At 72.0% G+C, this 22,100-nt stretch carries 18 protein-coding genes; 5 read left to right on the top strand and 13 right to left on the bottom strand.

All coding sequences use genetic code 11. The annotated features are described in order from the left end of the window. Positions 1 to 64 precede the first annotated feature (64 nt). From AB0H75_RS24880 to AB0H75_RS24895, 4 genes are all read right to left on the bottom strand, one after another. On the bottom strand, positions 65 to 1,207 hold the full coding sequence (locus AB0H75_RS24880; protein ID WP_367799892.1) for an acyltransferase family protein: 1,143 nt from the start codon (positions 1,205 to 1,207) through the stop codon (positions 65 to 67). A gap of 69 nt (positions 1,208 to 1,276) precedes the next feature. Further along, positions 1,277 to 3,577, bottom strand: coding sequence for a carbamoyltransferase HypF (gene hypF / locus AB0H75_RS24885; protein ID WP_367799894.1), 2,301 nt, complete (start codon positions 3,575 to 3,577; stop codon positions 1,277 to 1,279). Positions 3,578 to 3,712: 135 nt separating this feature from the next. After that, entirely contained in the window at positions 3,713 to 5,476 is a 1,764-nt protein-coding gene (gene arc, locus AB0H75_RS24890) for a proteasome ATPase (RefSeq protein ID WP_367799896.1), read from the bottom strand. A gap of 204 nt (positions 5,477 to 5,680) precedes the next feature. Next, positions 5,681 to 6,532: a tRNA (adenine-N1)-methyltransferase gene (locus AB0H75_RS24895; protein ID WP_367799898.1), complete on the bottom strand. Its 852-nt coding sequence runs from the start codon at positions 6,530 to 6,532 to the stop codon at positions 5,681 to 5,683. 55 nt (positions 6,533 to 6,587) lie between these two features. Between AB0H75_RS24895 and AB0H75_RS24900 the strand changes: the two genes are divergently transcribed. Both AB0H75_RS24900 and AB0H75_RS24905 read left to right on the top strand, forming a co-directional pair. Next, on the top strand, positions 6,588 to 7,679 hold the full coding sequence (locus AB0H75_RS24900) for a GNAT family N-acetyltransferase (RefSeq protein ID WP_367799900.1): 1,092 nt from the start codon (positions 6,588 to 6,590) through the stop codon (positions 7,677 to 7,679). A gap of 199 nt (positions 7,680 to 7,878) precedes the next feature. Next, the gene (locus AB0H75_RS24905; protein ID WP_367799902.1) at positions 7,879 to 8,349 is read left to right on the top strand and encodes a hypothetical protein; all 471 of its coding nucleotides are present in this window, start codon (positions 7,879 to 7,881) and stop codon (positions 8,347 to 8,349) included. A 95-nt stretch (positions 8,350 to 8,444) separates the two neighbouring features. Here AB0H75_RS24905 and AB0H75_RS24910 read toward each other — a convergent pair whose 3' ends face one another. Both AB0H75_RS24910 and AB0H75_RS24915 read right to left on the bottom strand, forming a co-directional pair. Beyond that, positions 8,445 to 9,935, bottom strand: a complete 1,491-nt coding sequence (locus AB0H75_RS24910; RefSeq protein WP_367799904.1) for an FHA domain-containing protein — start codon at positions 9,933 to 9,935, stop codon at positions 8,445 to 8,447. A gap of 320 nt (positions 9,936 to 10,255) precedes the next feature. Further along, a complete protein-coding gene (locus tag AB0H75_RS24915; protein ID WP_367799906.1) occupies positions 10,256 to 11,392 on the bottom strand; it encodes a site-2 protease family protein in 1,137 nt (378 codons plus the stop codon). Between the two features lie 148 nt (positions 11,393 to 11,540). On the opposite strand from AB0H75_RS24915, the gene AB0H75_RS24920 reads away from it, so the two are divergent. The 3 genes from AB0H75_RS24920 (at position 11,541) to AB0H75_RS24930 (ending at position 14,506) form a co-directional block, all read left to right on the top strand. Beyond that, entirely contained in the window at positions 11,541 to 12,401 is an 861-nt protein-coding gene (locus AB0H75_RS24920) for a RecB family exonuclease (RefSeq protein WP_367799908.1), read from the top strand. Between the two features lie 264 nt (positions 12,402 to 12,665). Beyond that, positions 12,666 to 13,826, top strand: a complete 1,161-nt coding sequence (locus AB0H75_RS24925; protein ID WP_367799910.1) for a histidine kinase — start codon at positions 12,666 to 12,668, stop codon at positions 13,824 to 13,826. Beyond that, the gene (locus tag AB0H75_RS24930) at positions 13,823 to 14,506 is read left to right on the top strand and encodes a response regulator (RefSeq protein WP_367799912.1); all 684 of its coding nucleotides are present in this window, start codon (positions 13,823 to 13,825) and stop codon (positions 14,504 to 14,506) included. The genes AB0H75_RS24925 and AB0H75_RS24930 overlap by 4 nt, the downstream gene beginning before the upstream one ends. 101 nt (positions 14,507 to 14,607) lie before the next feature. Here AB0H75_RS24930 and AB0H75_RS24935 read toward each other — a convergent pair whose 3' ends face one another. The 7 genes from AB0H75_RS24935 to AB0H75_RS24965 form a co-directional block, all read right to left on the bottom strand. Next, the gene (locus AB0H75_RS24935; protein ID WP_367800280.1) at positions 14,608 to 15,597 is read right to left on the bottom strand and encodes an ABC transporter ATP-binding protein; all 990 of its coding nucleotides are present in this window, start codon (positions 15,595 to 15,597) and stop codon (positions 14,608 to 14,610) included. 44 nt (positions 15,598 to 15,641) lie between these two features. Continuing rightward, positions 15,642 to 16,667: an ABC transporter ATP-binding protein gene (locus AB0H75_RS24940; RefSeq protein WP_367799914.1), complete on the bottom strand. Its 1,026-nt coding sequence runs from the start codon at positions 16,665 to 16,667 to the stop codon at positions 15,642 to 15,644. Further along, the gene (locus tag AB0H75_RS24945; protein WP_367799916.1) at positions 16,664 to 17,677 is read right to left on the bottom strand and encodes an ABC transporter permease; all 1,014 of its coding nucleotides are present in this window, start codon (positions 17,675 to 17,677) and stop codon (positions 16,664 to 16,666) included. The genes AB0H75_RS24940 and AB0H75_RS24945 overlap by 4 nt, the downstream gene beginning before the upstream one ends. Before the next feature lie 85 nt (positions 17,678 to 17,762). After that, positions 17,763 to 19,532, bottom strand: a complete 1,770-nt coding sequence (locus AB0H75_RS24950; RefSeq protein WP_367799918.1) for an ABC transporter substrate-binding protein — start codon at positions 19,530 to 19,532, stop codon at positions 17,763 to 17,765. Positions 19,533 to 19,579: 47 nt separating this feature from the next. Further along, positions 19,580 to 20,572, bottom strand: a complete 993-nt coding sequence (locus AB0H75_RS24955) for an ABC transporter permease (RefSeq protein WP_367799920.1) — start codon at positions 20,570 to 20,572, stop codon at positions 19,580 to 19,582. Positions 20,573 to 20,795: 223 nt separating this feature from the next. Continuing rightward, positions 20,796 to 21,290 (bottom strand): cellulose synthase, encoded by a 495-nt coding sequence (locus AB0H75_RS24960; protein ID WP_367799922.1) that lies wholly within the window; start codon positions 21,288 to 21,290, stop codon positions 20,796 to 20,798. 147 nt (positions 21,291 to 21,437) lie between these two features. After that, on the bottom strand, positions 21,438 to 22,082 hold the full coding sequence (locus tag AB0H75_RS24965) for an HAD family hydrolase (protein WP_367799924.1): 645 nt from the start codon (positions 22,080 to 22,082) through the stop codon (positions 21,438 to 21,440). Positions 22,083 to 22,100 lie beyond the last annotated feature (18 nt).

Consider the following 22,100-nt stretch of genomic DNA (forward strand, 5'->3'; position numbering starts at 1 on the left):
GTCTGTCTATCCGCCGTTTATATGCCCGAGCCTATGCCCTTCACAGTGCCCCGAGGCCACAAGGTTATGGCACCGACGCTTTTTCCACCTGTACGGCGGGAGCTGTTGGGGTTTGCGGATGCCTGCGGGGCTTGAGGAGCCGCTGGATGGGACGTTCGGCAAAGGCATAGACCAGATAGGACAGGAGTACGGCTACCAGCGTGGCGGATGTGGCGACGGCCCAGGGCGGCAGGTGGCCGGTGAGCGCGGGGATGACGGCGACGGCGACGGCGCTGTGGAACAGGTAGAGCGGGTAGGTGATGCCGCCGAGCGCGGTGAGCGTGGGCCGGGGCCTGAGGCGCAGGAGCCCGGTGGCGGCGAGGGCCATCAGGACGAAGATGATCGTGATGGTGATGACGACGGCGGTGTCGGTGACGGGCATGTTCGTGAACCCGGCGGCGTCGATGCGGCGGTGGACACGGCCGAGCGCGGAGTCGAGGGCCAGGGCGTAGCCGGCGGCGACGTGGATCCAGGGCAGCCAGGCGTGGCCCTGTTTGTGGATGAGGTAGAGGCCCATGCCGGCGACGAAGTAGGGGGCGTAGTCGGGCATGACGGTCTCGGTGACGACCGGGGGGACGGCGATCTCGGCGTGCTGGAGCAGCTTGAGCGTCAGGGCGGCGGCGAGCCAGAGGCCGGCGAAGGCGAGGACGCGCCCGCGGGTGACGCCGATGAGCACGAGGACGGCCATGAGGAGGTAGAAGCGCAGCTCGGCCCAGAGCGACCAGTAGACGCCGCTGGCGTCGGTGACCTTGAACAGCCGCTGGAACATGGTGGCGTTGAGCAGGTACTCGCCGGTGGAGAGCTTGGGGTCGAGGGCTTTGGCGCCGGTGAGGCCGTAGAGGGCGGCGACGGCGGCGAGGCTGAGCCAGTAGGCCGGGTAGAGGCGGACCAGGCGGGAGCGGGCGAACGCGCCGAGCCCGCGCCCCCAGACGGACATGAGGATGACGAACCCGCTGATGATGAAGAACAGCTCGACGCCGAGGATGCCGAGGCCGGCCAGGGGGGCCAGGGCGGGGAAGAGCTCGGCGGGCCGGTCGCCCCAGACGCTGGCGTAGGCGACGAGGTAGTGGAAGGCGACGACGGCCAGGGCGGCGAGGAAGCGGAGCAGGTCGAGCTCGGCCAACCGGCCGTTCTCCCGGGCATGCTTGGGCCGGTTGGGGGTTCGCACGCCCTTTTGGACGTCACGGAGATCACTTTGGTTCCACGGGTCCCTTCGCTCCCACGGGTACCGGGGGCCTCAGCGGGGGGCGGGTGATAGGGCGGCCCGGTCGCGGGCGGCGGCGACGGCGGCCTGGCCGAGGCTGATGCCGCCGTCGCCGGGCGGCACGCGCCGGTGGGTCAGGACGCGGAAGCCGGCCTCGCGCAGCCGCCGGACGGCGCGTTCGGTGAGCAGCGCGTTCTGGAAGAGGCCGCCGGACAGGGCGACGGCGGTCAGGCCGGTGGTGTCCCTGAGGGCGGCGCAGGCGCGCAGGACGGCGTCGGCGACGCCGTTGTGGAAGCGGCCGGCGATGGCGGGGGTGGGCCTGCCCGCCTCCAGGTCGCCGGCGGCGGCGTGGACGAGGTCGGCGGCGTGGACGGTGAGCAGCTCGCCGGGGGTGAGGCGGGCGCGGTAGGCGGCGGTCTCGGCGGGGTCGGCGTGCCGTTCGAGCTCGATGGCGGCCTGGCCCTGGTAGGTGACGTGGTCGCGGACGCCGAGGAGCGCGGCGACGGCGTCGAAGAGGCGGCCGGCGCTGGAGGTGAGGGGGGCGCCGGGGGCGAGGGCGAGCACGGCGGCCCACCGGTCGGCGTGGCGGCGGGCGACGTCGAGCTTGGGGTGGCCGTCGGCGGGGCCGAGGTAGGCGGCGGCCATGCGCCAGGGCTGGCGGACGGCGGCGCCGGCGCCGCCGGGCATGGGGACGGGGGCGAGCCGGCCGAGGCGCTGGAAGCCGGTCAGGTCGGCGCGCAGGAATTCGCCGCCCCACAGGGTGCCGTCGGTGCCGTGGCCGAGGCCGTCGAAGGCGACGCCGATCACGGGGCCCGGCTCGCCGTTGTCGGCGAGGCAGGAGGCGATGTGGGCGTGGTGGTGCTGGACGCCGACGTGCTCGACGCCGGTGACGCCGAGGGCGTGGGCGGTGGAGAGGTAGCCGGGGTGCAGGTCGTGGGCGACGACCTCGGGGCGCAGGCCGAACAGGGCGCAGTAGTGGCCGATGCCGTCGGTGAAGGCGCGCAGGGTCTGGTGGTCGTCGAGGTCGCCGAGGTGCTGGGAGACGAACGCGCGCCGCTCCGTGGCCAGGCAGAAGGTGTTGTCGAGGTCGGCGCCGCAGGCGAGCACGGTGCGGGGGGTGGCGTGGCGCAGCGGCAGCGGCTCGGGGGCGTAGCCGCGGGCCCGGCGCAGCATGGTGATCCCGCCGGCGGTGGGGCGTACGACGCTGTCGTCGGCGCGGACGTGGATGGGCCGGTCGTGGGTGAGGAAGGCGTCGGCGATGCCGCCGAGCCGGGCGAGGGCGTCGGCGTCCTCGTGCGCGATGGGCTCGTCGCTGACGTTGCCGCTGGTGAGGACGAGGGGTTCGGCGGTCTCGGCGAGCAGCAGGTGGTGCAGCGGCGTGTCGGGCAGCATGAGGCCGAGGCAGCGGTCGCCGGGGGCGACGGAGGGGGCGACGGGCGCGGCGAGGGGGCCGGTGCGGCGGGGCAGCAGCACGATGGGGCGGGCGCGGCTGGTGAGCAGCGCGGCGGCGGTCCCGTCGATCAGGCACAGGCGGCGGGCCTGGTCGAGGTCGGCGGCCATGACGGCGAACGGTTTGTCCTCGCGGTGCTTGCCGCCGCGCAGCGTGGCGACGGCCGCCTCGCTGGAGGCGGGCACGGCGAGGTGGTAGCCGCCGAGCCCTTTGACGGCGAGGACGCGGCCGGCGCGCAGGAGGGCGGCGGCGGTGGCGACGGGGTCGCCGCACAGCTCGCCGCCGCGCGCGTCGAGCAGCCTGAGCCGGGGGCCGCAGGCGGGGCAGCAGACGGTGTGGGCGTGGAAGCGGCGGTCGCCGGGGTCGTGGTACTCGGCGGCGCAGCCGGGGCACAGGGCGAAGCCGGCCATGGTGGTCCGCGGCCGGTCGTAGGGGGCGGCGCGGACGACGGTGAAGCGCGGGCCGCAGTTGGCGCAGCTGACGAACGGGTGGCGGTGGCGGCGGCCGGCCGGGTCGGCGAGGTCGCGCAGGCAGTCGTCGCAGGTGGCGATGTCGGCGGGGACGGGGGCGCGGCGCGGCCCTGAGAGGTCGTCGGCGGCGATGGTGAAGCCGTGGTGGCCGGCGGGCTCGGCGGCGCGGACGGTGACGCGCTCGATCCGGGCCAGGGCGGGCGCGTCGCGTTCGAGGGCGGTGAGGAACTCCTCGACGCGGGGGCGGGGGCCCTCGATCTCGATGCGCACGCCGCCGAGGTCGTGGCGTACCCGGCCGGCCAGGCCGAGGCGGCGGGCGAGCGCGCGCACGTAGGGGCGGAAGCCCATGCCCCGCACGATGCCTTCGACGTGCACGTCGACGCGCTTGAGCCCGGCCTGGTCGTACGTCGTCACAAGGCTCAGTGTGCGCTCGCGGGGCGGGCCGCGCATGCCTATCGGGCGTGTCGCCGGCAGAGGGACCCGGCGGGGCCTCGGGCAAAGGGGAACGGGAGGGCCGGGGTGGCCCTCCCGTTCGCCGGTGGTGCGTCGTTACAGGTATTGGCCGGTGTTGGCGACGGTGTCGATGGACCGTCCGGCCTCGCTGCCCTGCTTGCCGGAGACGAGCGTGCGGATGTAGACGATCCGCTCGCCCTTCTTGCCGGAGATGCGGGCCCAGTCGTCGGGGTTGGTGGTGTTGGGCAGGTCCTCGTTCTCGGAGAACTCGTCCACGCAGGCGGTGAGCAGGTGCTGCACCCGCAGGCCCTTCTGGCCGGTCTCGAGGAACTGCTTGATGGCCATCTTCTTGCCCCGGTCGACGATGTTCTGGATCATCGCGCCGGAGTTGAAGTCCTTGAAGTACAGGACTTCCTTGTCACCGTTGGCGTAGGTCACCTCGAGGAAGCGGTTTTCCTCGCTCTCGGTGTACATGCGCTCGACAACGCTCTGGATCATGCCCTGGATGGTGCCCTCGCGGGAGTCTCCGTGCTCCGCCAGGTCGTCAGGGTGCAGGGGGAGGTCGGGCCGCAGGTACTTGGAGAAGATGTCCTTGGCTGCCTCGGCGTCCGGCCGCTCGATCTTGATCTTCACGTCCAGGCGGCCGGGCCGCAGGATCGCGGGGTCGATCATGTCCTCGCGGTTGGAGGCGCCGATGACGATGACGTTCTCCAGCCCCTCGACGCCGTCGATCTCCGACAGCAGCTGGGGGACGATGGTGTTCTCGACGTCGGACGACACGCCGGAGCCGCGGGTGCGGAAGATCGAGTCCATCTCGTCGAAGAACACGATCACCGGGGTGCCCTCTGAGGCCTTCTCGCGGGCCCGCTGGAAGACCAGGCGGATGTGCCGCTCGGTCTCGCCGACGTACTTGTTGAGCAGCTCGGGGCCCTTGATGTTGAGGAAGAAGCTCTTGCCGGACTGGCCGGTCTTCTCCGCGACCTGCTTGGCCAGGGAGTTGGCGACGGCCTTGGCGATGAGCGTCTTGCCGCAACCGGGCGGGCCGTAGAGCAGCACGCCCTTGGGGGGCCGCAGCTTGTGCTCGCGGAACAGGTCGGCGTGCAGGTAGGGCAGCTCGATGGCGTCCCTGATCTGCTCGATCTGCCGGCCGAGGCCGCCGATCTCCTCGTAGGAGATGTCGGGGACCTCTTCGAGCACGAGCTCTTCGACTTCGGACTTGGGTATGCGCTCGTAGACGTAGCCCGAGCGAGGCTCCAGCAACAGCGAGTCGCCGGCCCGGACGGGCTGTCCGAGCAGCGAGTCGGCCAGCCGCACGACGCGCTCTTCGTCGGCGTGCGAGATGACCAGGGCCCGCTTGCCCTCGTCGAGCAGTTCTTTGAGCATCACGATCTCGCCGACCTCTTCGTAGCCGAGGGCTTCGACCACGTTGAGCGCTTCGTTGAGCATGACCTCCTGGCCACGCCGCAGCGCATCGACGTCGACGGCGGGGCTGACGTTCACCCGCAGCTTGCGGCCGCCGGTGAACACCTCGATCGTGCCGTCTTCTCTGGCCTCCAGGAAGGTGCCGAAGCCGGATGGCGGCTGCGCCAGCCGGTCGACCTCCTCCTTGAGGGCGACGATCTGGTCCCGGGCCTCCTTGAGTGTGGCCACCAGGCGCTCGTTCTGGCCGGTCACGGCCGCGAGATTCGCCTGTGCCTCATGGAGACGCTCTTCGAGGACCCTGGCCTGACGGGGTGACTCGGCCAGCTTCCGCCGCAGCGCGGTGATCTCCTCCTGCAGGAAGGAGACCTGTGTTGAAAGATCAGCGACCTCCCGTTCGCGCTGCGCGGCTCGAGCCTCTGCATCATCGCGAGCTGCCACGCCCCGTCACCTCCTTCCCAGTCGAGGGCGACTACTAAGGACCTTACCTATCTCGGGCCCCTCCGTAACCTGGCCGGGCAGTGTTCGTAGAGTGACATTCAGTGTTCGGTGAATAATCCTCGACAGTGCGTTTAATACTCCCAGCATAGGAACACGGCGATCTGTTCCCTTGTCACGCACCAACGCACCCTCGTGGCCAAATTGTCATAGTTCTTCAGTGGTCCCCTTCGGTCGGCGGCGTCTCGGCGGGGGCGCCACCCCATCCGCCATGCGGCGGGCGGAGACGAGGAACCCCGTGTGGCCGATCATCCGGTGATCGGGTCTCACCGCGAGCCCTTCGACATGCCAGTCGCGAACCAGGGTCTCCCACGCATGGGGCTCGGTGAAACACCCGTGATCGCGAATGGCCTCGACGGTCTTGGACATCTGGGTGGTCGTGGCCACGTAACAGCAGATCACGCCCCCGGGGGTCAGGGCCTTGGCGGCGGCGTCGACGCACTCCCACGGGGCGAGCATGTCGAGGATCACCCGGTCGACGTCGCTCTCGTCGATGGAGTCGTTGAGGTCGCCGACCACCAGGCGCCAGGTGTCGTCCACGGGGCCGCCGTAGAAGGTCTCGACGTTCTTGCGGGCCACGTCGGCGAAGTCCTGGCGGCGCTCGTAGCTCGTCACGTGGCCCTCGGGGCCGACCGCGCGCAGCAGGAAGCAGGTCAGGGCGCCGGAGCCGACCCCGGCCTCGATCACCCGCGCGCCCGGGAAGACGTCGGCCATGCCGACGATCATGGAGGCGTCCTTCGGGTAGACGACGGCCGCGCCGCGCGGCATGGCGAGCGTGTAGTCCTGCAGGAGGTGGCGGAAGGCGAGGTACTGGGTGCCGCCGGAGGAGCGCACGACGGAGCCCTCGGGCTGCCCGATCAGGTCGCTGTGGGGGATGGCGCCCTTGTGGGTGTGGAAGACGCCGTCCGCCTTGAGCGTGATCGTGTGGCGCTTGTTCTTGGGGTCGGTGAGCTGCACCTGATCCCCCGCCTGGAAAGGCCCATGCCTGCGGAAACCCATGGCGGCAAGGTTATAGGGCTTTCGGACGGCTCCGGACGCGCGGTAAACATGGGGGATGCTCGCGCGCGAAGTGATCTCCACCGGCCCTCTCGTCCTGCGTCCCCCCGCCGATTCCGACGTCGAGGCGATCACGCGGGCCTGCGAGGACCCGGTGACGGCCCGTTTCCTGCCGCTGCTGCCCTCGCCGTACCGGCCGGCGGACGCGCGGGCCTACGTGGAGCGGGCGCGCGCGAAGTGGGAGGGCGGCGGCGCCGTGTTCGCGATCACCCAGGACGGCCAGTACGCCGGCTCCGTCGGCGTGCGGCCGCCCGACCGGTGGGGCGTCACCGAGATCGGCTACCTGGTGGCGCCGTGGGAGCGCGGGAAGGGCGTGGCCACGGCGGCCGTGCGGGCGGTCACCGACTGGCTGTTCGACCAGGGGGTGCGGCGGGTCGAGCTGCAGGCCGAGGTGGAGAACGTGGCGAGCCTGCGGGTGGCCTACAAGGCCGGCTTCCGCGAGGAGGGGCGGCGGCGCGAGGCCAGGCGGCTGCGCGACGGCCGGTCCGCCGACGTGGTGACCTTCGGGCGGCTGCCGGGGGAGGCGGTGCCGCCGCCGGAGCCCTACCTGCCGTTCTTCGAGGGCGGGCAGCTCTCCGACGGCGTGGTGCGGCTGACCCCGATCGCCCCCGGGGACGCCGGCGACTTCCACCGGATGATGGCCGACCCGGTGGTGGCCGCGTACGCGGTGGGCCCGGCGGCCTCGCTCGCCGACGACGAGCGGCGCTGCCGCTACACCGGCTACTGGTGGGTGTCGGGCCAGCGGATCGAGCTGGCGGTCAGGGACGCGGCCTCCGGGGCGTTCGCCGGGCACCTCCAGCTCGCCCAGGTGCTGCCGGCGCTCGGGCAGGCGATGGTGGGCTACTCGCTGGTCGCGGAGTTCCGGGGCAGGGGGTTCATGACGCGGGCGGTGCGGCTGCTGGTGGACTGGGCGTTCGCCAACACCGCGCTGCACCGGATCGTGGCCGGCACCGATCCCGGCAACGTCGCCTCGCACCGGGTGCTGGAGCGGTCCGGGTTCACCCGGGAGGGCGTGCACCGGGAGCTGTTCCCGAAGGCCGGCGGGGGACGCGCGGACGATCTCGGCTGGGCCCGGCTGCGCCCGTCCTGACTCCGGGGGTACAGGAAGGTTGCCTGATGGCACCCCGAAATGGGCAAAAATTCCGATTTCCTGTTGAGGGCTAGTCAAGGGCGGCGTCGGGGACGATAGTCAGGGCACCCGCACCGAGCGTCGCGCGACCGGCACGCGCGGTCTCGGCTCCTTCCGGCGAGGGACCATCACGATGCCATGCAACCGGGTCGATGTCGCCATGCGCGAACTCATCTCCGCGTTCTCCGCCCTGGAGGCGGCGGACCTGGTCGACCGGCTGGCCCGGGCCGCCGCGGCGGTCGCGAACACCCGGTACGCGGGATTCGTGCGGGTGGACCCGCTGCGCCGGGCGGCCCGGCCGACGCACGTGTACGCCCCGCCCGGCGACCCGCTGGGCGTGCGGCCCTGGCTGGCCGGGTCCGGGGTGCTGAAGGAGCTGGCGGCCGCCGCGGACCCAGTGCGGCTGGCACGCGACGCGAGCATGGGCGAGCCGGGCTTCCTGGCGACCCCGGTGCCGCTGGACTCGTGCGACCACACGTTCGTGTGGGTCGCGGGGCGCGGCTTCTGCGACGGCGACGAGCACCTGCTGAGCCGCTTCTCGATGGCCGCCGGGCGGGCGCTGGAGGCGGCCAGCGGGCTGGACGCGGCCGTGCGGCTGCTGCGGGGCGTCCGGGCCTTCCGTCCGGTCTAACGGGGCACCGCCGGGGTGGAACGTGACCACGGCACGGGACGGGACCGGCGTGACAGGACGGCCACGCCGGGGACCCGGGCCGGGAGGGGGCGCCCCTACCCCCGGTGCGCCTCGTAGCGCAGGGTGCGGGAGACGCCCACGCGGACGGTGGTGCCGGGCGCGATGGTGACCGGCTCGTTGGGCGGGATGTCGTAGAAGTTGGGGTCGCCGGGAGGCTGGATCTGGGTGCCGTTGACCGAGCCGAGATCGACCAGGTTGACGTCCCAGCCGTCCAGCGCCACCCGCAGGTGGCGGCGCGAGACCGAGCCGTCGGGGCTGGTCACCTTGGCGGGGCGGGCCGTGCCGCCGGCGACCTCGGGCGCCCGCTCGGGGTCGCGGCCGAGCAGGTAGTCGCTCTCCAGCGGCAGCGCGGTGCCGTCGTCGAGGATGAGGACGCCGAGCGAGGGCCGCGGCCCCTTGTAGGGGACGAGGGTGCGCTGGACCAGGGCGATGCCGCAGACCGCGCAGTAGGGCACGCGCGGGTCGTTGAAGTGGTCGTTCTTGCAGTCGACCCCGTAGACCAGCGGCCGGTCGCCGTGCTCGGGCTGCTGCTCCTGCTGGCCGGGCGGGGGCGGCGGGGGCTGCTCGCCGAAGGCGTCGGGCGCGCCGAGGTGCTGCGGGGCCTGCTGGTCGGGCAGGCCGTTGCCGGAGGGCGGCTGCTCGTCGTAGGACGGGTACTGCTGCGGCTCGGGCAGCGGCGGCGGCTCCTGGTGGTGGTAGGGCGCCTGGTCCTGCGGCGGCCCGTACGGGGGGTGCTGGTCCTGCGGCGTGTGGTACGGGGGCTGGTCGTACGGGGGCGGCTGGTCGTAGGAGGGCTGGTCCTGCGGGGTGTGGTAGGGCTGGTCCGCGGCCGACGGGACGGGCTGGGGGCCCGAGGGCGGGCTCGGCATCGCGGGCGGCTGGTCGGCCAGCGGGTAGGGCGGCCGCTCCACCGGCTGCGACTGCGGCTGGGGCTGCGGCGCCGGCTGGGGCGCGGGCTGGGGCTGGGGCTGGGGGACGAGGTCGGCCTCAAGATGGAAGGCCGTGGCCGGCATCTCGCTGGTCAGCGGCCGCGACGGGGCGGGCGCGGCGGGCCGGTCGGTGAGGTCGCCGACGAGGCCGCCGCCGTGGACCACGCCGCCGTCGAAGCGCACGGCGGGATGCGGCGACCCGGCGCCGGGCAGGCTCAGCTCGACCCGCTCGACGGTGCCGGTGACCAGCCGGTCGGCCCAGGTCAGCGAGTCGCTGCCGGCCAGCCGCGTCTCGCCGGAGGAGGTGACGACGCTGGCCGAGGCCGCGCCGCTCACCAGCACGGCGACGCCGCCGCTGACGGGCCCGGCGACCGCGCACGCGGCCGGGTCGCCGGCCATGTTGGCGGCGAGGACCTGCGCGGCGCGGCGGGCCAGGGCGCGGCCGTCACCGCCGGAGGCGGCGGTCTCGCGCAGCGCCTCCAGCAGGCCGTCGGCGGTGGCCTCGCCGGGGTCGCACACCAGCAGCAGCCCGCCCAGGTAGGCGACGAGTCCATTTCCAGGAAGCGGGCGCACCACTCCGAAGCCCTGGCCGGTCATGCGTCCTCCCTCACGACGACCGTGCTGCGCTCATAGGTGCCCTCGCTGCGCTCGGTCACTCAACTCTCCTCCCCGGAAGCCGGCGATGTCACGGCATCCGCACCGCGGTGCCGGCCGCCGGCCATACGCATACCCAGACGACGGAGCCGTGCCACCGCAACAAACCCCTCAACTGTGCAAGTTTGGCCAAACAGCACACTATCGGCCAGTCGTCGCATCGCAGAAATCGCCGGGATCCGCTCCGGATCCCGGAAACCGCTGCACACGACCCTATCCGCGGGCCGTCGCTTAAACGAGTGGGACAAATCAGACGCCGACGATCAGACGCCGGTGAACACCCGGTTCACGTCGGCCGTGGACAGGACGCCGTAGACCTCGCCGCCCGGCTCGACGAGGAGGTATTCGCTGCCCGGCGCCTGGCGCATGGCGTCGATGAGCGGCTCGCCCGCCAGGTCGGCGGCCAGCACCATCGCCGGGTCGAGGGACTTGGCCAGGGAGGCGGCGCTGACCCAGGGCCTGCGGTGCTCGGGGGTGGCCTGCACAGCGGCCTCGCTGACGATCGCGACCGGCCGGCCGTCGTGGTCGACCACCACGATGGCGCCCGCCCGCCGCTCGCCGGCCTGCCGCAGCGCCTCCGACAGCGGCGTCTCCCCCGCCACCGGGACCGCCCGCCGGGCCAGGGCGCGCGCGTTGACCTGCGGGATGCGGGCGCGGATCCTGGCCACCCGCAGCGACTGGGAGGCGCCCATCCAGATGAAGGAGGCCAGCACCAGCGGCCACACCACGTCGGTGAGCTCGGCGTCGCCGGAGCCGCGCAGGACCATCGCGACCGGCACGGCCGCCACCAGCACGGCCAGCACCCGGCCGCCCCAGGCGGCGACCACCGTGCCGCGGGCGGGGTCGCCGGCCAGCTTCCACACGCCGGCGCGCAGCATGCGGCCGCCGTCCAGCGGCAGGCCGGGCAGCAGGTTGAAGACGCCGACGATGAGGTTGGCCCACCACAGCTGCAGGACCAGCACCTCCAGGATGCCGCCGCCGTTGACCACGAACAGGTCGAGCAGCCCGCCGACGGCGGCCACCCCGAGCGACAGCGCCGGCCCGGCCGCGGCCACCAGGAACTCCTTGCCGGGCGTCGGCGGCTCCTTCTCGATCTCGGAGACGCCGCCCAGGAGGTAGAGGGTGATGCGGCGCACCGGCAGGCCGTAGGACTTGGCCAGGACGCTGTGCGCCAGCTCGTGCAGCAGCACCGACAGATAGAGCAGCACCGCGAAGACGAACGCCACCCCGTAGGCGGCCGGGCCGCCGAGGTGGGGGAGCTGCCGACCGAAGTACGGGCCGAACATCACCGTGATGAAGCCCGCCACGAGGAACCACGTCCACGAGACGTAGACCGGGATGCCGAACGGCTTTCCCATCGGGACACCGGAGAACTCCTGCCGGGGGCTCTGCTCGCTCACCGCGCTCCTCGTACGTCTTTCCGGCGGGTCCGCGTGCGGGCGGGCCCCGGCGGTGTGTGGTCTCGCTGCCTCGATGCTACGCGCCGTGGCCCGTGATCCTCCTCGCGCGGTGGGCCAATCTGTCGGGACCGTGACCTAGAGTGCGTGCATGACGTTGACCGAGCCGGTGATCATCGGAGCTCTCTCCCCCTCCCGGGCGGGCGATTTCATGACGTGCCCGCTGCTCTACCGCTTCCGGGTGATCGACCAGCTGCCCGAGCGGCCCTCGCCGGCGGCGGTGCGCGGCACGGTGGTCCACGCGGTGCTGGAGCGCCTCTACGACCTGCCGGCCCCGCGCCGGTCGGTGGCGGCGGCGCTGGAGCTGCTGGAGCCGCAGTGGGAGCGGCTGCTGCGGGAGGACCCGCAGTACGCGGAGATGTTCGAGGGCGAGGCGGAGCAGGCCGAGTGGCTGGCGCAGGCGCGCGGCATGCTGGAGCGCTACTTCACCCTGGAGGACCCGACCCGGCTGGAGCCGGCCGAGCGGGAGCTCTACGTGGAGGCGGTGCTCGACGGCGGGCTGATGCTGCGCGGCTACGTCGACCGGCTCGACGTGGCGCCGACCGGCGAGGTCCGCGTGGTCGACTACAAGACCGGCAGCGCGCCGGGCCCCGACTTCGAGGCCAAGGCGCTGTTCCAGATGAAGTTCTACGCGCTGGTGCTGTGGCGGCTGCGCGGCCGGGTGCCGCGGCTGCTGCAGCTGGTCTACCTGGGCGGCCGGGGCGAGGTGCTGCGGTACGCGCCCGACGAGGCCGACCTGCGGGCCACCGAGCGCAAGGTGATGGCGCTGTGGACGGCGATCGAGCGGTCGATGGAGACCGGCGAGTGGCGGGCGCGGCGCAGCCGGCTGTGCGACTGGTGCGACCACCAGGCGCTGTGCCCGGAGTTCGGCGGCACCCCTCCCCCGGTGCCCGACCGGCAGCCGGGCGACACCGTGCGCCGCAGCCGCCGTGCGGCCACCGACGAGCTGTGACCGCCACCGGGAGCGCGGCCCCTCTCACCGGCCCCTCTCACCGGTCCCTCACCGGTCCCTCTCATCGGCCCCTCACCGGTCCCTCTCACTGACCCCCTTTCACCGGCCCTCGCACCGGTCCCTCTCACTGACCCCCTTTCACCGGCCCTCGCACCGGCCCCCTCTCACCGGCCCCCTCGCACCGGTCCCTCTCACCGGCCCGTTCTGCGGTAATCCTCCCCGGGGAGGAGGATGGGGCCTCGTCCGCGGTCCTACAGTGAAGCGGTGCGCATCGACCGGGCAAGGCTCCACGACACGGTTCTGGCCGGAGTGGTGGCCGCGGTCTCGGTGACGCTGTACGCCCTGTACGACCCGCTGCGCCTGCCGGCCGGAGGGCTGCGCCCGGCCGACGGGATCGGGCTGGCGCTGGTGGCGGTGTCGGGCGTGCCGGTGGCCTGGCGGCGGCGCCGGCCGCTGGCGGCGCTGTGCGCGGCCCTGGTGCCCGAGACGCTGCTGGCGGTGGCCGGTTACGGCGCGGGCGTGCCGGGCCTGGCCGGGTTGGTGCTGCTGTACTCGGTGGCCTCCCACCGGGGGCTGGCGACGGCGCTGGGCGGGCTGCTGGCGACGCTGTCGGCCTACACCGCCGGCGCGGTCGCGGGCCCGGCGCGGGCCGTGGCCTGGACCGACCACGTGGTGGCGGCCGTCGTGGTGACGGCGGTGTGGGGGGCGGGGCGCAGCCTGCGGCTGCGGCGGGCCTACCTGGCGGAGCTGCGGGAGCGGGCGGCGCGGCTGGAGCGGGCGCACGCGGCCGACACGCGGGCGGCGCGGGCCGAGGAGCGCTCGCGGATCGCGCGCGAGCTGCACGACGTGGTGGCCCACCACGTCAGCGTGATGATCGTGCAGGCCGCGGCGGCGCGCCGGGTGCTGGCCTCCGACCCCGAGCTGGCCGGCGAGGCGCTGTCGGCGATCGAGCACACCGGGCGCACGGCGATGGCGGAGATGCGCACGATCGTGGGCGTGCTGCGTACCGACGCGCGGGCCGAGCGGGGGCCGCAGCCGGGCGTGCAGGACCTGCCCGCGCTGGTCGAGCAGATGCGGGAGGCGGGGCTGCCGGCCCGGCTGCTGGTGGAGGGCGAGCCGCGGCCGCTGCCGGCCGGGGTGGACCTGGCGGCGTACCGGCTGGTGCAGGAGGGGCTGACCAACAGCCTGCGGCACGCGGGGGCCGGGGCCGGCGCGGTGGTGACCGTGCGGCACCGGCCGGACGAGCTGGACGTGCGGGTGCAGGACGACGGGGCCGGCACGGCGGAGCCGCCCGCGGGGCCGGGGCACGGTTTGGTGGGCATTCGCGAGCGAGTCGCCCTTTATGGTGGAATCCTCAGCATCGGTCCGCGACCGGGGGGCGGTTTCGAAGTGCGGGCGAGGTTCCCGTTGAAGGACGACCAATGACGATCAGAGTGCTGCTGGTGGACGATCAGCCGCTGCTGCGCACGGGATTCCGCCTGATCCTTGAGGCCGAGCCCGACATCACGGTGGTGGGGCAGGCCGGCGACGGCAAGGGCGCGATGGAGCAGACGCGGGCGTTGCTGCCCGACGTGGTGCTGATGGACATCCGCATGCCGGGCGTGGACGGCATCGAGGCGACGCGCCGCATCGTGCGGGAGGCGGCGCCGGCGGCGCACGTGCCGAAGGTGCTGGTGCTGACGACGTTCGACCTGGACGAGTACATCGTGGAGGCGCTGCGCTCGGGCGCGTCGGGGTTCCTGCTGAAGGACGTGCCGCCGGACGAGCTGGTGCAGGCGATCCGGGTGGTGGCGGCGGGCGAGGCGATCGTGGCGCCGAGCGTGACCCGGCGGTTGCTGGACCGCTTCGCCACGCGGCTGCCGTCGGCGTACGAGCAGGCGACCCCGGCCCGGCTGGACCGGCTGACCGAGCGCGAGCTGGAGGTGCTGCGGCTGATCGCCAAGGGCATGTCCAACGCCGAGATCGCCGCCAAGCTGGTGGTGAGCGAGACGACGGTCAAGACGCACGTCGGCAACGTGCTGACCAAGCTGGGGTTGCGCGACCGCGTGCAGGCGGTGGTGCTGGCCTACGAGACGGGGCTGATCACGCCGGGCGCCCTGTCCTGAGCGCCCGGCGGGGGGGTGACCTCGGCGGAGGTGGCCCCGGCGGGGGTTCAGCCCTGCTCGGCCGTTCAGCCCTGCTCGGCCGTTCAGCCCTGCTCGGCCGTTCAGCCCTGCTCGGCCGCCGGCGTGGCGACCGGGGTCTGGGGGGCGTTCTCGGGGAAGTGGCAGGCGACGCGGTGGCCGCCGGCCAGCTCCGCCAGCGGCGGCTCGACCGTCTTGCAGACCTCCTGCGCCTTCCAGCAGCGGGTGTGGAAGCGGCAGGCGGGCGGCGGGTTGAGCGGGCTGGGCACGTCGCCGCTCAGCCGGATGCGCTCGCGCCCCTTGCGCGCCTTGGGGTCGGGCACGGGGACGGCCGACAGCAGGGCGTTGGTGTAGGGGTGCATGGGCGAGCTGTAGAGCCGCTTGCGGTCGGCGATCTCGACGATCTTGCCGAGGTACATCACGGCGACCCGGTCGCTGATGTGGCGCACCACCGACAGGTCGTGGGCGATGACGACGTAGGTCAGGTCCAGCTCGTTCTGCAGGTCCTCCAGCAGGTTGACGACCTGGGCCTGGATGGAGACGTCGAGCGCGGAGACCGGCTCGTCGGCGATGATGAGCTTGGGCCGCAGCGCGAGCGTGCGGGCGATGCCGATGCGCTGGCGCTGGCCGCCGGAGAACTCGTGCGGGTAGCGGTTGTAGTGCTCGGGGTTGAGGCCGACCCGCGACAGGATGTCCTGGACGGCCTTCTTGACCCCGTGCTCGGTGTGCACGCCCTGGATGCGGAACGGCGCGCCGACGATGGCGCCGACCGTGTGGCGGGGGTTCAGCGACGAGTACGGGTCCTGGAAGATCATCTGCATGTCGCGCCGGAGCGGCCGTAGCCGGCCCTGGCTCATGTGCGAGATGTCCTGCCCCTCGAAGACGATCTTGCCGGCAGTGGGCTCCAGCAGCCGGGTGACCAGGCGGCCGGTGGTGGACTTGCCGCAGCCCGACTCGCCCACCAGGCCGAGGGTCTCGCCCTTGAAGACGTCGAAGCTGATGCCGTCCACCGCCTTGACCGCGCCGACCTGCCTCTTCATCAGGCCCTTGGTCACGGGGAAGTGCTTCTCCATGTCCTGCACGGAAAGAAGCGGCTCGTTGCCGTAGTTCGGCTCGCTCACTGGATCTCCAGCACTGGCTTGATCTCGGTGTCCCACAGGCTGCGCCGCTCTTCCCGGCTCATGTGGCAGCGCACCAGGTGGCCGCCCTCGGTCTCGGCCAGAGCCGGCACCTCGGTGCCCGCCTTGCCGCCGGTGCGCTCGGCGTACGGGCAGCGCGGGTGGAAGGCGCAGCCGGGGGGCACGTTGATGAGCGACGGCGGCGAGCCCTTGATGGGCAGGAGCCGCTCGGTGGGCTCGCGGTCGAGGCGGGGCATGGAGCCGAGCAGGCCCCAGGTGTAGGGGTGCTCGGGCCGGTAGAAGATGCTGTCGGCGGGGCCGTACTCGACGCACTTGCCGCCGTACATGACCAGGATGTCGTCGGACAGCTCGGCCACCACGCCCAGGTCGTGGGTGATGATGATGAGCGCGGAGTCGAACTCGCGCTGGAGGTCCATCATGAGGTCGAGGATCTGGGCCTGGACCGTCACGTCGAGCGCGGTGGTGGGCTCGTCGGCGATGAGCAGCTCGGGGTCGCACGACAGCGCCATCGCGATCATGGCGCGCTGGCGCATGCCGCCGGAGAACTCGTGCGGGTAGCTGTCGACGCGCCGGGCCGGCTCGGGGATGCCGACGCGGCCGAGCATGTCGATGGCGTGCTTGCGGGCGACCTGCTTGCTGACGTCGTTGTGGATGCGGTAGGCCTCGATGATCTGGTGGCCGACCGTGTAGTAGGGGTGCATCGACGACAGCGGGTCCTGGAAGATCATCGCCATCTTCTTGCCGCGCAGGCCGCGTACGTGCTCGGCGGAGGCGCCGATGAGCTCCTCGCCGTCCAGCCAGATCTCGCCGGAGATGCGGGCGCGGCCGCCCTTGTGCAGGCCGAGGATGCCGAGGCTGGTCACGCTCTTGCCGGAGCCGGACTCGCCCACGATGCCGAGGGTCCTACCCCGCTCCAGGCCGAAGGTCAGCCCGTCGACGGACTTGACCAGGCCGTCGTCGGTCGGGAAGTGGATCTTCAGATCCTTGACGTCAAGGAAGCTCACGACAACCTCACCCTCGGGTCGACCACCGCGTAGAGCAGGTCGACGATCAAGCTGGCGACCACCACGAACACCGCGGCGACCAGGACGACGCCCATGACCTGCGGCAGGTCCTGGTTCCTGATGGCCAGGATGGCGTACTGGCCGAGCCCGGGCAGAGTATAGGTGGTCTCGGTGAGGATGGCGCCGCCGATGAGCAGGCCGAAGTCGATGCCGAAGAGCGTGAGGATCGGCGTCAGCGCGGCGCGCAGGCCGTGCTTGACGACGACCTCCCGCTCCCGCAGGCCCTTCGCGCGGGCGGTGCGGATGTAGTCCTCGCCCATGGTCTCCAGCATGCCCGCCCGGGTGAGCCGCGCGTAGGTGGCGGCGAAGAGGAACGCGAGCGTGATCCACGGCAGCATCAGGTCGTAGGCCCACTGCGCCGGGTTCTGCAGCAGCGGCGTGTACGCGCCGCCAGGCGGGGTCCAGCCCAGGCCGTAGCTGAAGACGACCAGGCTGATCATGCCGGTGAAGAAGATGGGCAGCGACACCCCGGCCAGCGCGGTGCCCATCGACAGCCGGTCGAAGAAGCTGCCCCGGCGCAGCGCCGACAGCACGCCCACGCTGACCCCGGCCAGCACCCACAGGATGGCGGCGCCGACGGCCAGGGAGAAGGTGACCGGCATGCGGTCGACCAGGTCCGGCCAGACGGGCTGCCCGCTGATGAAGGAGTAGCCGAAGCAGGGCGCGGGGCACTGCTCGACCCCGGCGCCGTAGTCGTACTGGGCGCCGGCGAAGATGCCCTTGAGGAACCTGCCGTACTGCACGGCCACCGGGTCGTAGAAGCCGAGCCGCTCGGCGATCAGGTGGACCGTCTCGGGGGTCGCCGCGCGCCCGACGTAGCGCGAGGCGAGGGCCTCGGGGGTCGCCCCGGCCCACTGCGGCACGACGAAGAAGATGCCGAAGGTGACCATGCTGATCACGATGAGCATCGCGAGCGCGCCGATCAGGCGCCTGATGATGTATGTGAGCACCGCTGCCGGCCGGGTGGCCGGCCCGCCGCCGGGCCGGCCACCCCTGCCTTCACCTGCCTTCGCTAGATCCCCGAGCCTCGCCTGGTCACTGTGCGCCGAGCAGCACGTAGTCGTACATCTGCTGGCCCTCGTTGTAGGCGAGGTTGGTCACGCCCTGGCCGCGCATGAGCAGGGACTTGGCCCAGACGACGGGCAGGAGCGAGGCGTCCTCCATGACCTTCTTGTCCACCTCGACCCACAGCTTCGCGCGGGCGTCGGCGTCCAGCTCGGCCGCGGCCTGGTCGACCAGCTTGTCCACCTCGGCGTTCTTGACGCTGAGGTTGTAGTTGCCGGCCGCGCGGATGGTGCGGCTGTCGACGATGGCCTGCATGAAGCCGTAGCCGTCGGGCCAGTCGGAGCCCCAGCCGTGGGTGGCCAGGCCGATGCCGTTCTTCTTGACGTACTCGACGTTGCCGGCGTAGTCGGAGAAGTAGCTGGAGGCCGGGAAGCCCTTCAGCGTGAGCTTGATGCCGACCTTGGACAGCGCCTGCTGCATCGCCTCGGCGAGGGCCTTCTCGCGCGGACGGTCGGAGCGGAACGACATGGTCGTGGCGAAGCCGTTGGGCTGGCCGCACGCCGACAGGGCCTGCTTGGCCTTGTTGACGTCGCCCTTGTTCTCCGGCGTCTGGTACAGGTCGAACTTCTCCTGGCCGACGATGCCGGGCGGCATGACGTTCGTGGCGATCTCGCCGCCGGCCACCGGGCCGCCGAAGGCGGTCTGGTTGGCGACGCGGTCGGCGGCCCACATGACGGCCTTGCGGCACTCGATGTTGTCGAACGGCTTGGTGTCCGGGATGACCGAGACGAACCACAGGCGCTGGATCGTCGGGTTGTCGGTGCGGGCCTTCAGCGCCGGGTCGGGCAGGACCTTGCCGAGCGCGGCGGGCTGCATGCCGGTGCCGGGGATGTCGAGCTGGATGCTGCCCGACATGAGCTGGTTGTCCAGGTCATCGGCGTTGACGTTGAGCTGGACCTCCCACCGGTCCGGCAGGGCGGGCCGGTTGGGGTCGGTGGAGGCGTCCCACTGGTCGTTGCGGACCAGCGCGAAGCGCTTGCCGGCCTCGTTGGTCTCGAACTTGTAGGGGCCCGAGGAGATCACGTGCTCGCGGTACTTGGCGCCGGTGTCCTTGGCCTTCGGCACCGGAGCCGTCATCGGCATCTGGACGATGTAGTCCATCGACGCGAACGGCTTGACCAGGTGGAAGACGACCGTGGTGTCGTCGGTGGCCTCGACGGCCGACTTGTAGTCCATGTCGGGGGTCTTGTAGACGCCCTTGAAGCCCTTCGGCCAGGCCAGCAGCTCGTTGAGGTACGAGGGGCCGTGCGGGAAGGTCTCCTTGTCGTAGGAGCGGGCCACCGCGTAGGCGACGTCCTTGGCCGTGATCGGCGTGCCGTCCTCGTACTTGAGGCCACTGCGGATCTTGTACGTCCAGGTCTTGCCGTCGTCGCTCGGCGTGCCCAGGCTCTCGGCGAGGTCGGGGACGACCTGGTTGCCGTCGGGGCCGGGGCCGGTCTTGTACGTCGTCAACGTGCGCCAGTACAGCCGGCCGAAGTTGAACGAGTACCCGTAGTAGGTGTCAGCCGGGTCGAGGCTGTCCCAGTCCGCGGAATGCGCCGCCTTGATCGTGCCTCCCTTCTTCGTCGAAGGGTTGAACACACCGGTCAGCGAGGCGTTGAACGCGGGTTGCGCGCCATTGCCGGACGCCGACTGAGCGGGCTGCTGCTGCTGCGACGTGCCGCCACCTCCGCCGCAGGCGGAGAGCGCCATGGCGAGCGCCGCTGTCGCGGCCGCCGCCAGTGCGGATTTCCTTCTCATTGACTAACCCCTTGATAGTGAGATGGGGGATGAAGCGTTGGCGAGGATCAGTGCGCGCGGGGGTCGAAGGCGTCCCTCAGCCCGTCGCCGAACAGGTTGAACGCCAGGACCGTGATGAAGATCGCCAGGCCCGGGAAGAGCACGAAGTGCGGAAGCGTGTAGAAGCGCACGGCCTCCGACAACATGCCGCCCCACGTGGGGGTGGGCGGGTTGATGCCGACGCCCAGGAAGGAGAGCGCGGCCTCGAAGAGGATGTTGGTCGGGATGAGCAGGGTCGCGTAGACCAGGATCGGCGCCATCAGGTTGGGCAGGACCTCGCGGAAGAGGATGTAGCCGTGGCGCGCCCCGAGGCTGCGGGCGGCGTCGACGAACTCCCGCTCGCGCAGCGACAGGGTCTGGCCCCGTACGATGCGGCCGATGCTGGGCCAGCTGAAGAAGCCGATGATGAAGATCAGCATGGCGATGCGCAGGCCGTTGCCCTCCAGGCCGAACCCCTTGTCGGGGACGACGCCCGCCAGCGCGATCGCGAAGACCAGCAGCGGGAAGGCGAGGAAGACGTCCATGATGCGGCCGATCACCTGGTCGACCCAGCCGCCGAAGTAGCCGGCGACGACGCCGAGCACGGTGCCGATGACGACCGACAGCATGGTGGCGAGGAAGCCGATGAGCAGCGAGATGCCGGCGCCGGCGACGATGCGGCTGAAGATGTCGCGGCCGTTGACCGGCTCGACGCCGAGGAGGTACTCGCCGCTGACGCCGCCGAAGGTGCCCTTGGGCAGCAGCGTGCTCTGGTCGATGGCGTCCTGGTGGAACTCGAGCGGGTCGTGGCCGAAGGCGGAGATGATGGGCCCCGAGAAGATCGCCACCAGGATCAGCACGACGACCACGATGCCGCCGCCGAGGGCGATCTTGTCTCGCCTCAGCCGCATCCAGGCGATCCTGGTGAGGGACCGGCCCTGGATGTCCTTGCCCACTCCCGCGAGCACCGACTCCGGTTGCGCTTCTGCCGCGGAGCCGGGAACGTCAAGCGGCGCGGTCATGCGAAATTGCCCCCTGGATCCAGACGACGCTGTCTATGGAAAGAACTCGGACCGCGAGTCGCGACCTCAGGAGGCAGAATCTATGGCCTGAGCTGCTGTGACCAGTCCCTCAGGCCGCTATGTGGCTAATCTGTGATTGATGCGAAACTCATTCGTATTGATCTTGAACGGAATGTCGTGGACGGATGCCGGTTGCGTCGCGGAATCGTGACACAGGGCGGAATCAGCTGATGCCCCGCTTCTTGAGAAGCTCCTCGATGTCCGAAAAGTCGTCATCGGCCGGCGGCTTGCGCTGCGCCGAGACGGCCGGCTTGGGCGCGGCGGCCGGGGCCGCGGGCCTGCCGGGGGCCTGCTGGGCGGGCCGCTGCTGCGCCGGCGCGTCGCCCGCGGGCTTCTTCTTCCTGCCCGCCGCCAGCCTGCGGCCGCGCATGAACCCGGACACGACGAACAACACCGCCGCCAGCCCCGCCACGGCGATGCCCGCCCACACCGCCGGATTGAGCACCAGCCCGGTGACGAAGCCCACGGCGGTGGTGCCGATGCTCCACAACGCCTGCAGCGCGCCCGTCAGGTAGGCCGCCATCGGCAGCAACGCCCAGGCCGCCATCCGCAGGCCCGCCGCCGCTCCCCTGCGCCGGAACGCCAGGAAGCTCAGCACCAGGCCCGCTCCGGTCACGCCGATGCACAGCGGCAGCCACGCGATCTGGCTGTAGTCCATCAAGCCACCCCCTTCGTCTGGGCTCCTCCCTCCATCCTGGCACGCGAACGGCCGCTTGCTCCTCCTCCGGGAGAACCAGCCGTCCCCTAAGGGAGACCCTGGGACCTCCCCCGCCCCAGGGGTGCCCGGGAGGGACGCGGAAGGGGATCAGATGGGCAGGAGGGCGCGGAGGTCGGCGACCGTGACGGAGGTGAGGGAGGAGACCACCAGGCGGCCGGGGGCCGGCTCGACGGGCAGCAGGCTGGGGACGGCCACCACCGCGCAGCCGGCGGCCGTCGCCGCGGCCACGCCGTTGGGGGAGTCCTCCAGCACCACGCACCGCACCGGCTCCACCCCGAGCAGGCCGGCGGCCTTGAGGTAGGGCTCCGGGTCCGGCTTGGTGCGCGCCACGTCGTCGGCGGTGACCACCACGTCGAAGCGGTCGCGCCCGACGCCCTTGAGCACGGCGTCGGCGATCTCCCGCAGCGAGGAGGTGACCAGCCCCACCGGCACCCCCTCGGCGCGTACGGCGTCGAGCAGCTCGCCGGCGCCGGGCATGACCTCCACCCCCGCCGCCAGCCGCTCGACCATGCCCGCCACCATCCACTCCCGCACGGTGGCGGGCGGCACGGCGGAGCCCGAGACGGCCAGCATGTAACCGACCGTGCGCTCCATCGACCCGCCCACCAGGTGGGCCTGGTGGGTGGGTGTCCACTCGGCGCCCAGCCGGGCCATCACCGCGGTCTCGATCTCCAGCCAGACCCGCTCGCTGTCGACCAGCAGCCCGTCCATGTCGAAGAAGACGGCTTCCATGATCGTGCCCCCCGGAGG

It is taken from the genome of Nonomuraea sp. NPDC050783, assembly GCF_040802095.1.
Classification (GTDB): Bacteria; Actinomycetota; Actinomycetes; order Streptosporangiales; family Streptosporangiaceae; genus Nonomuraea.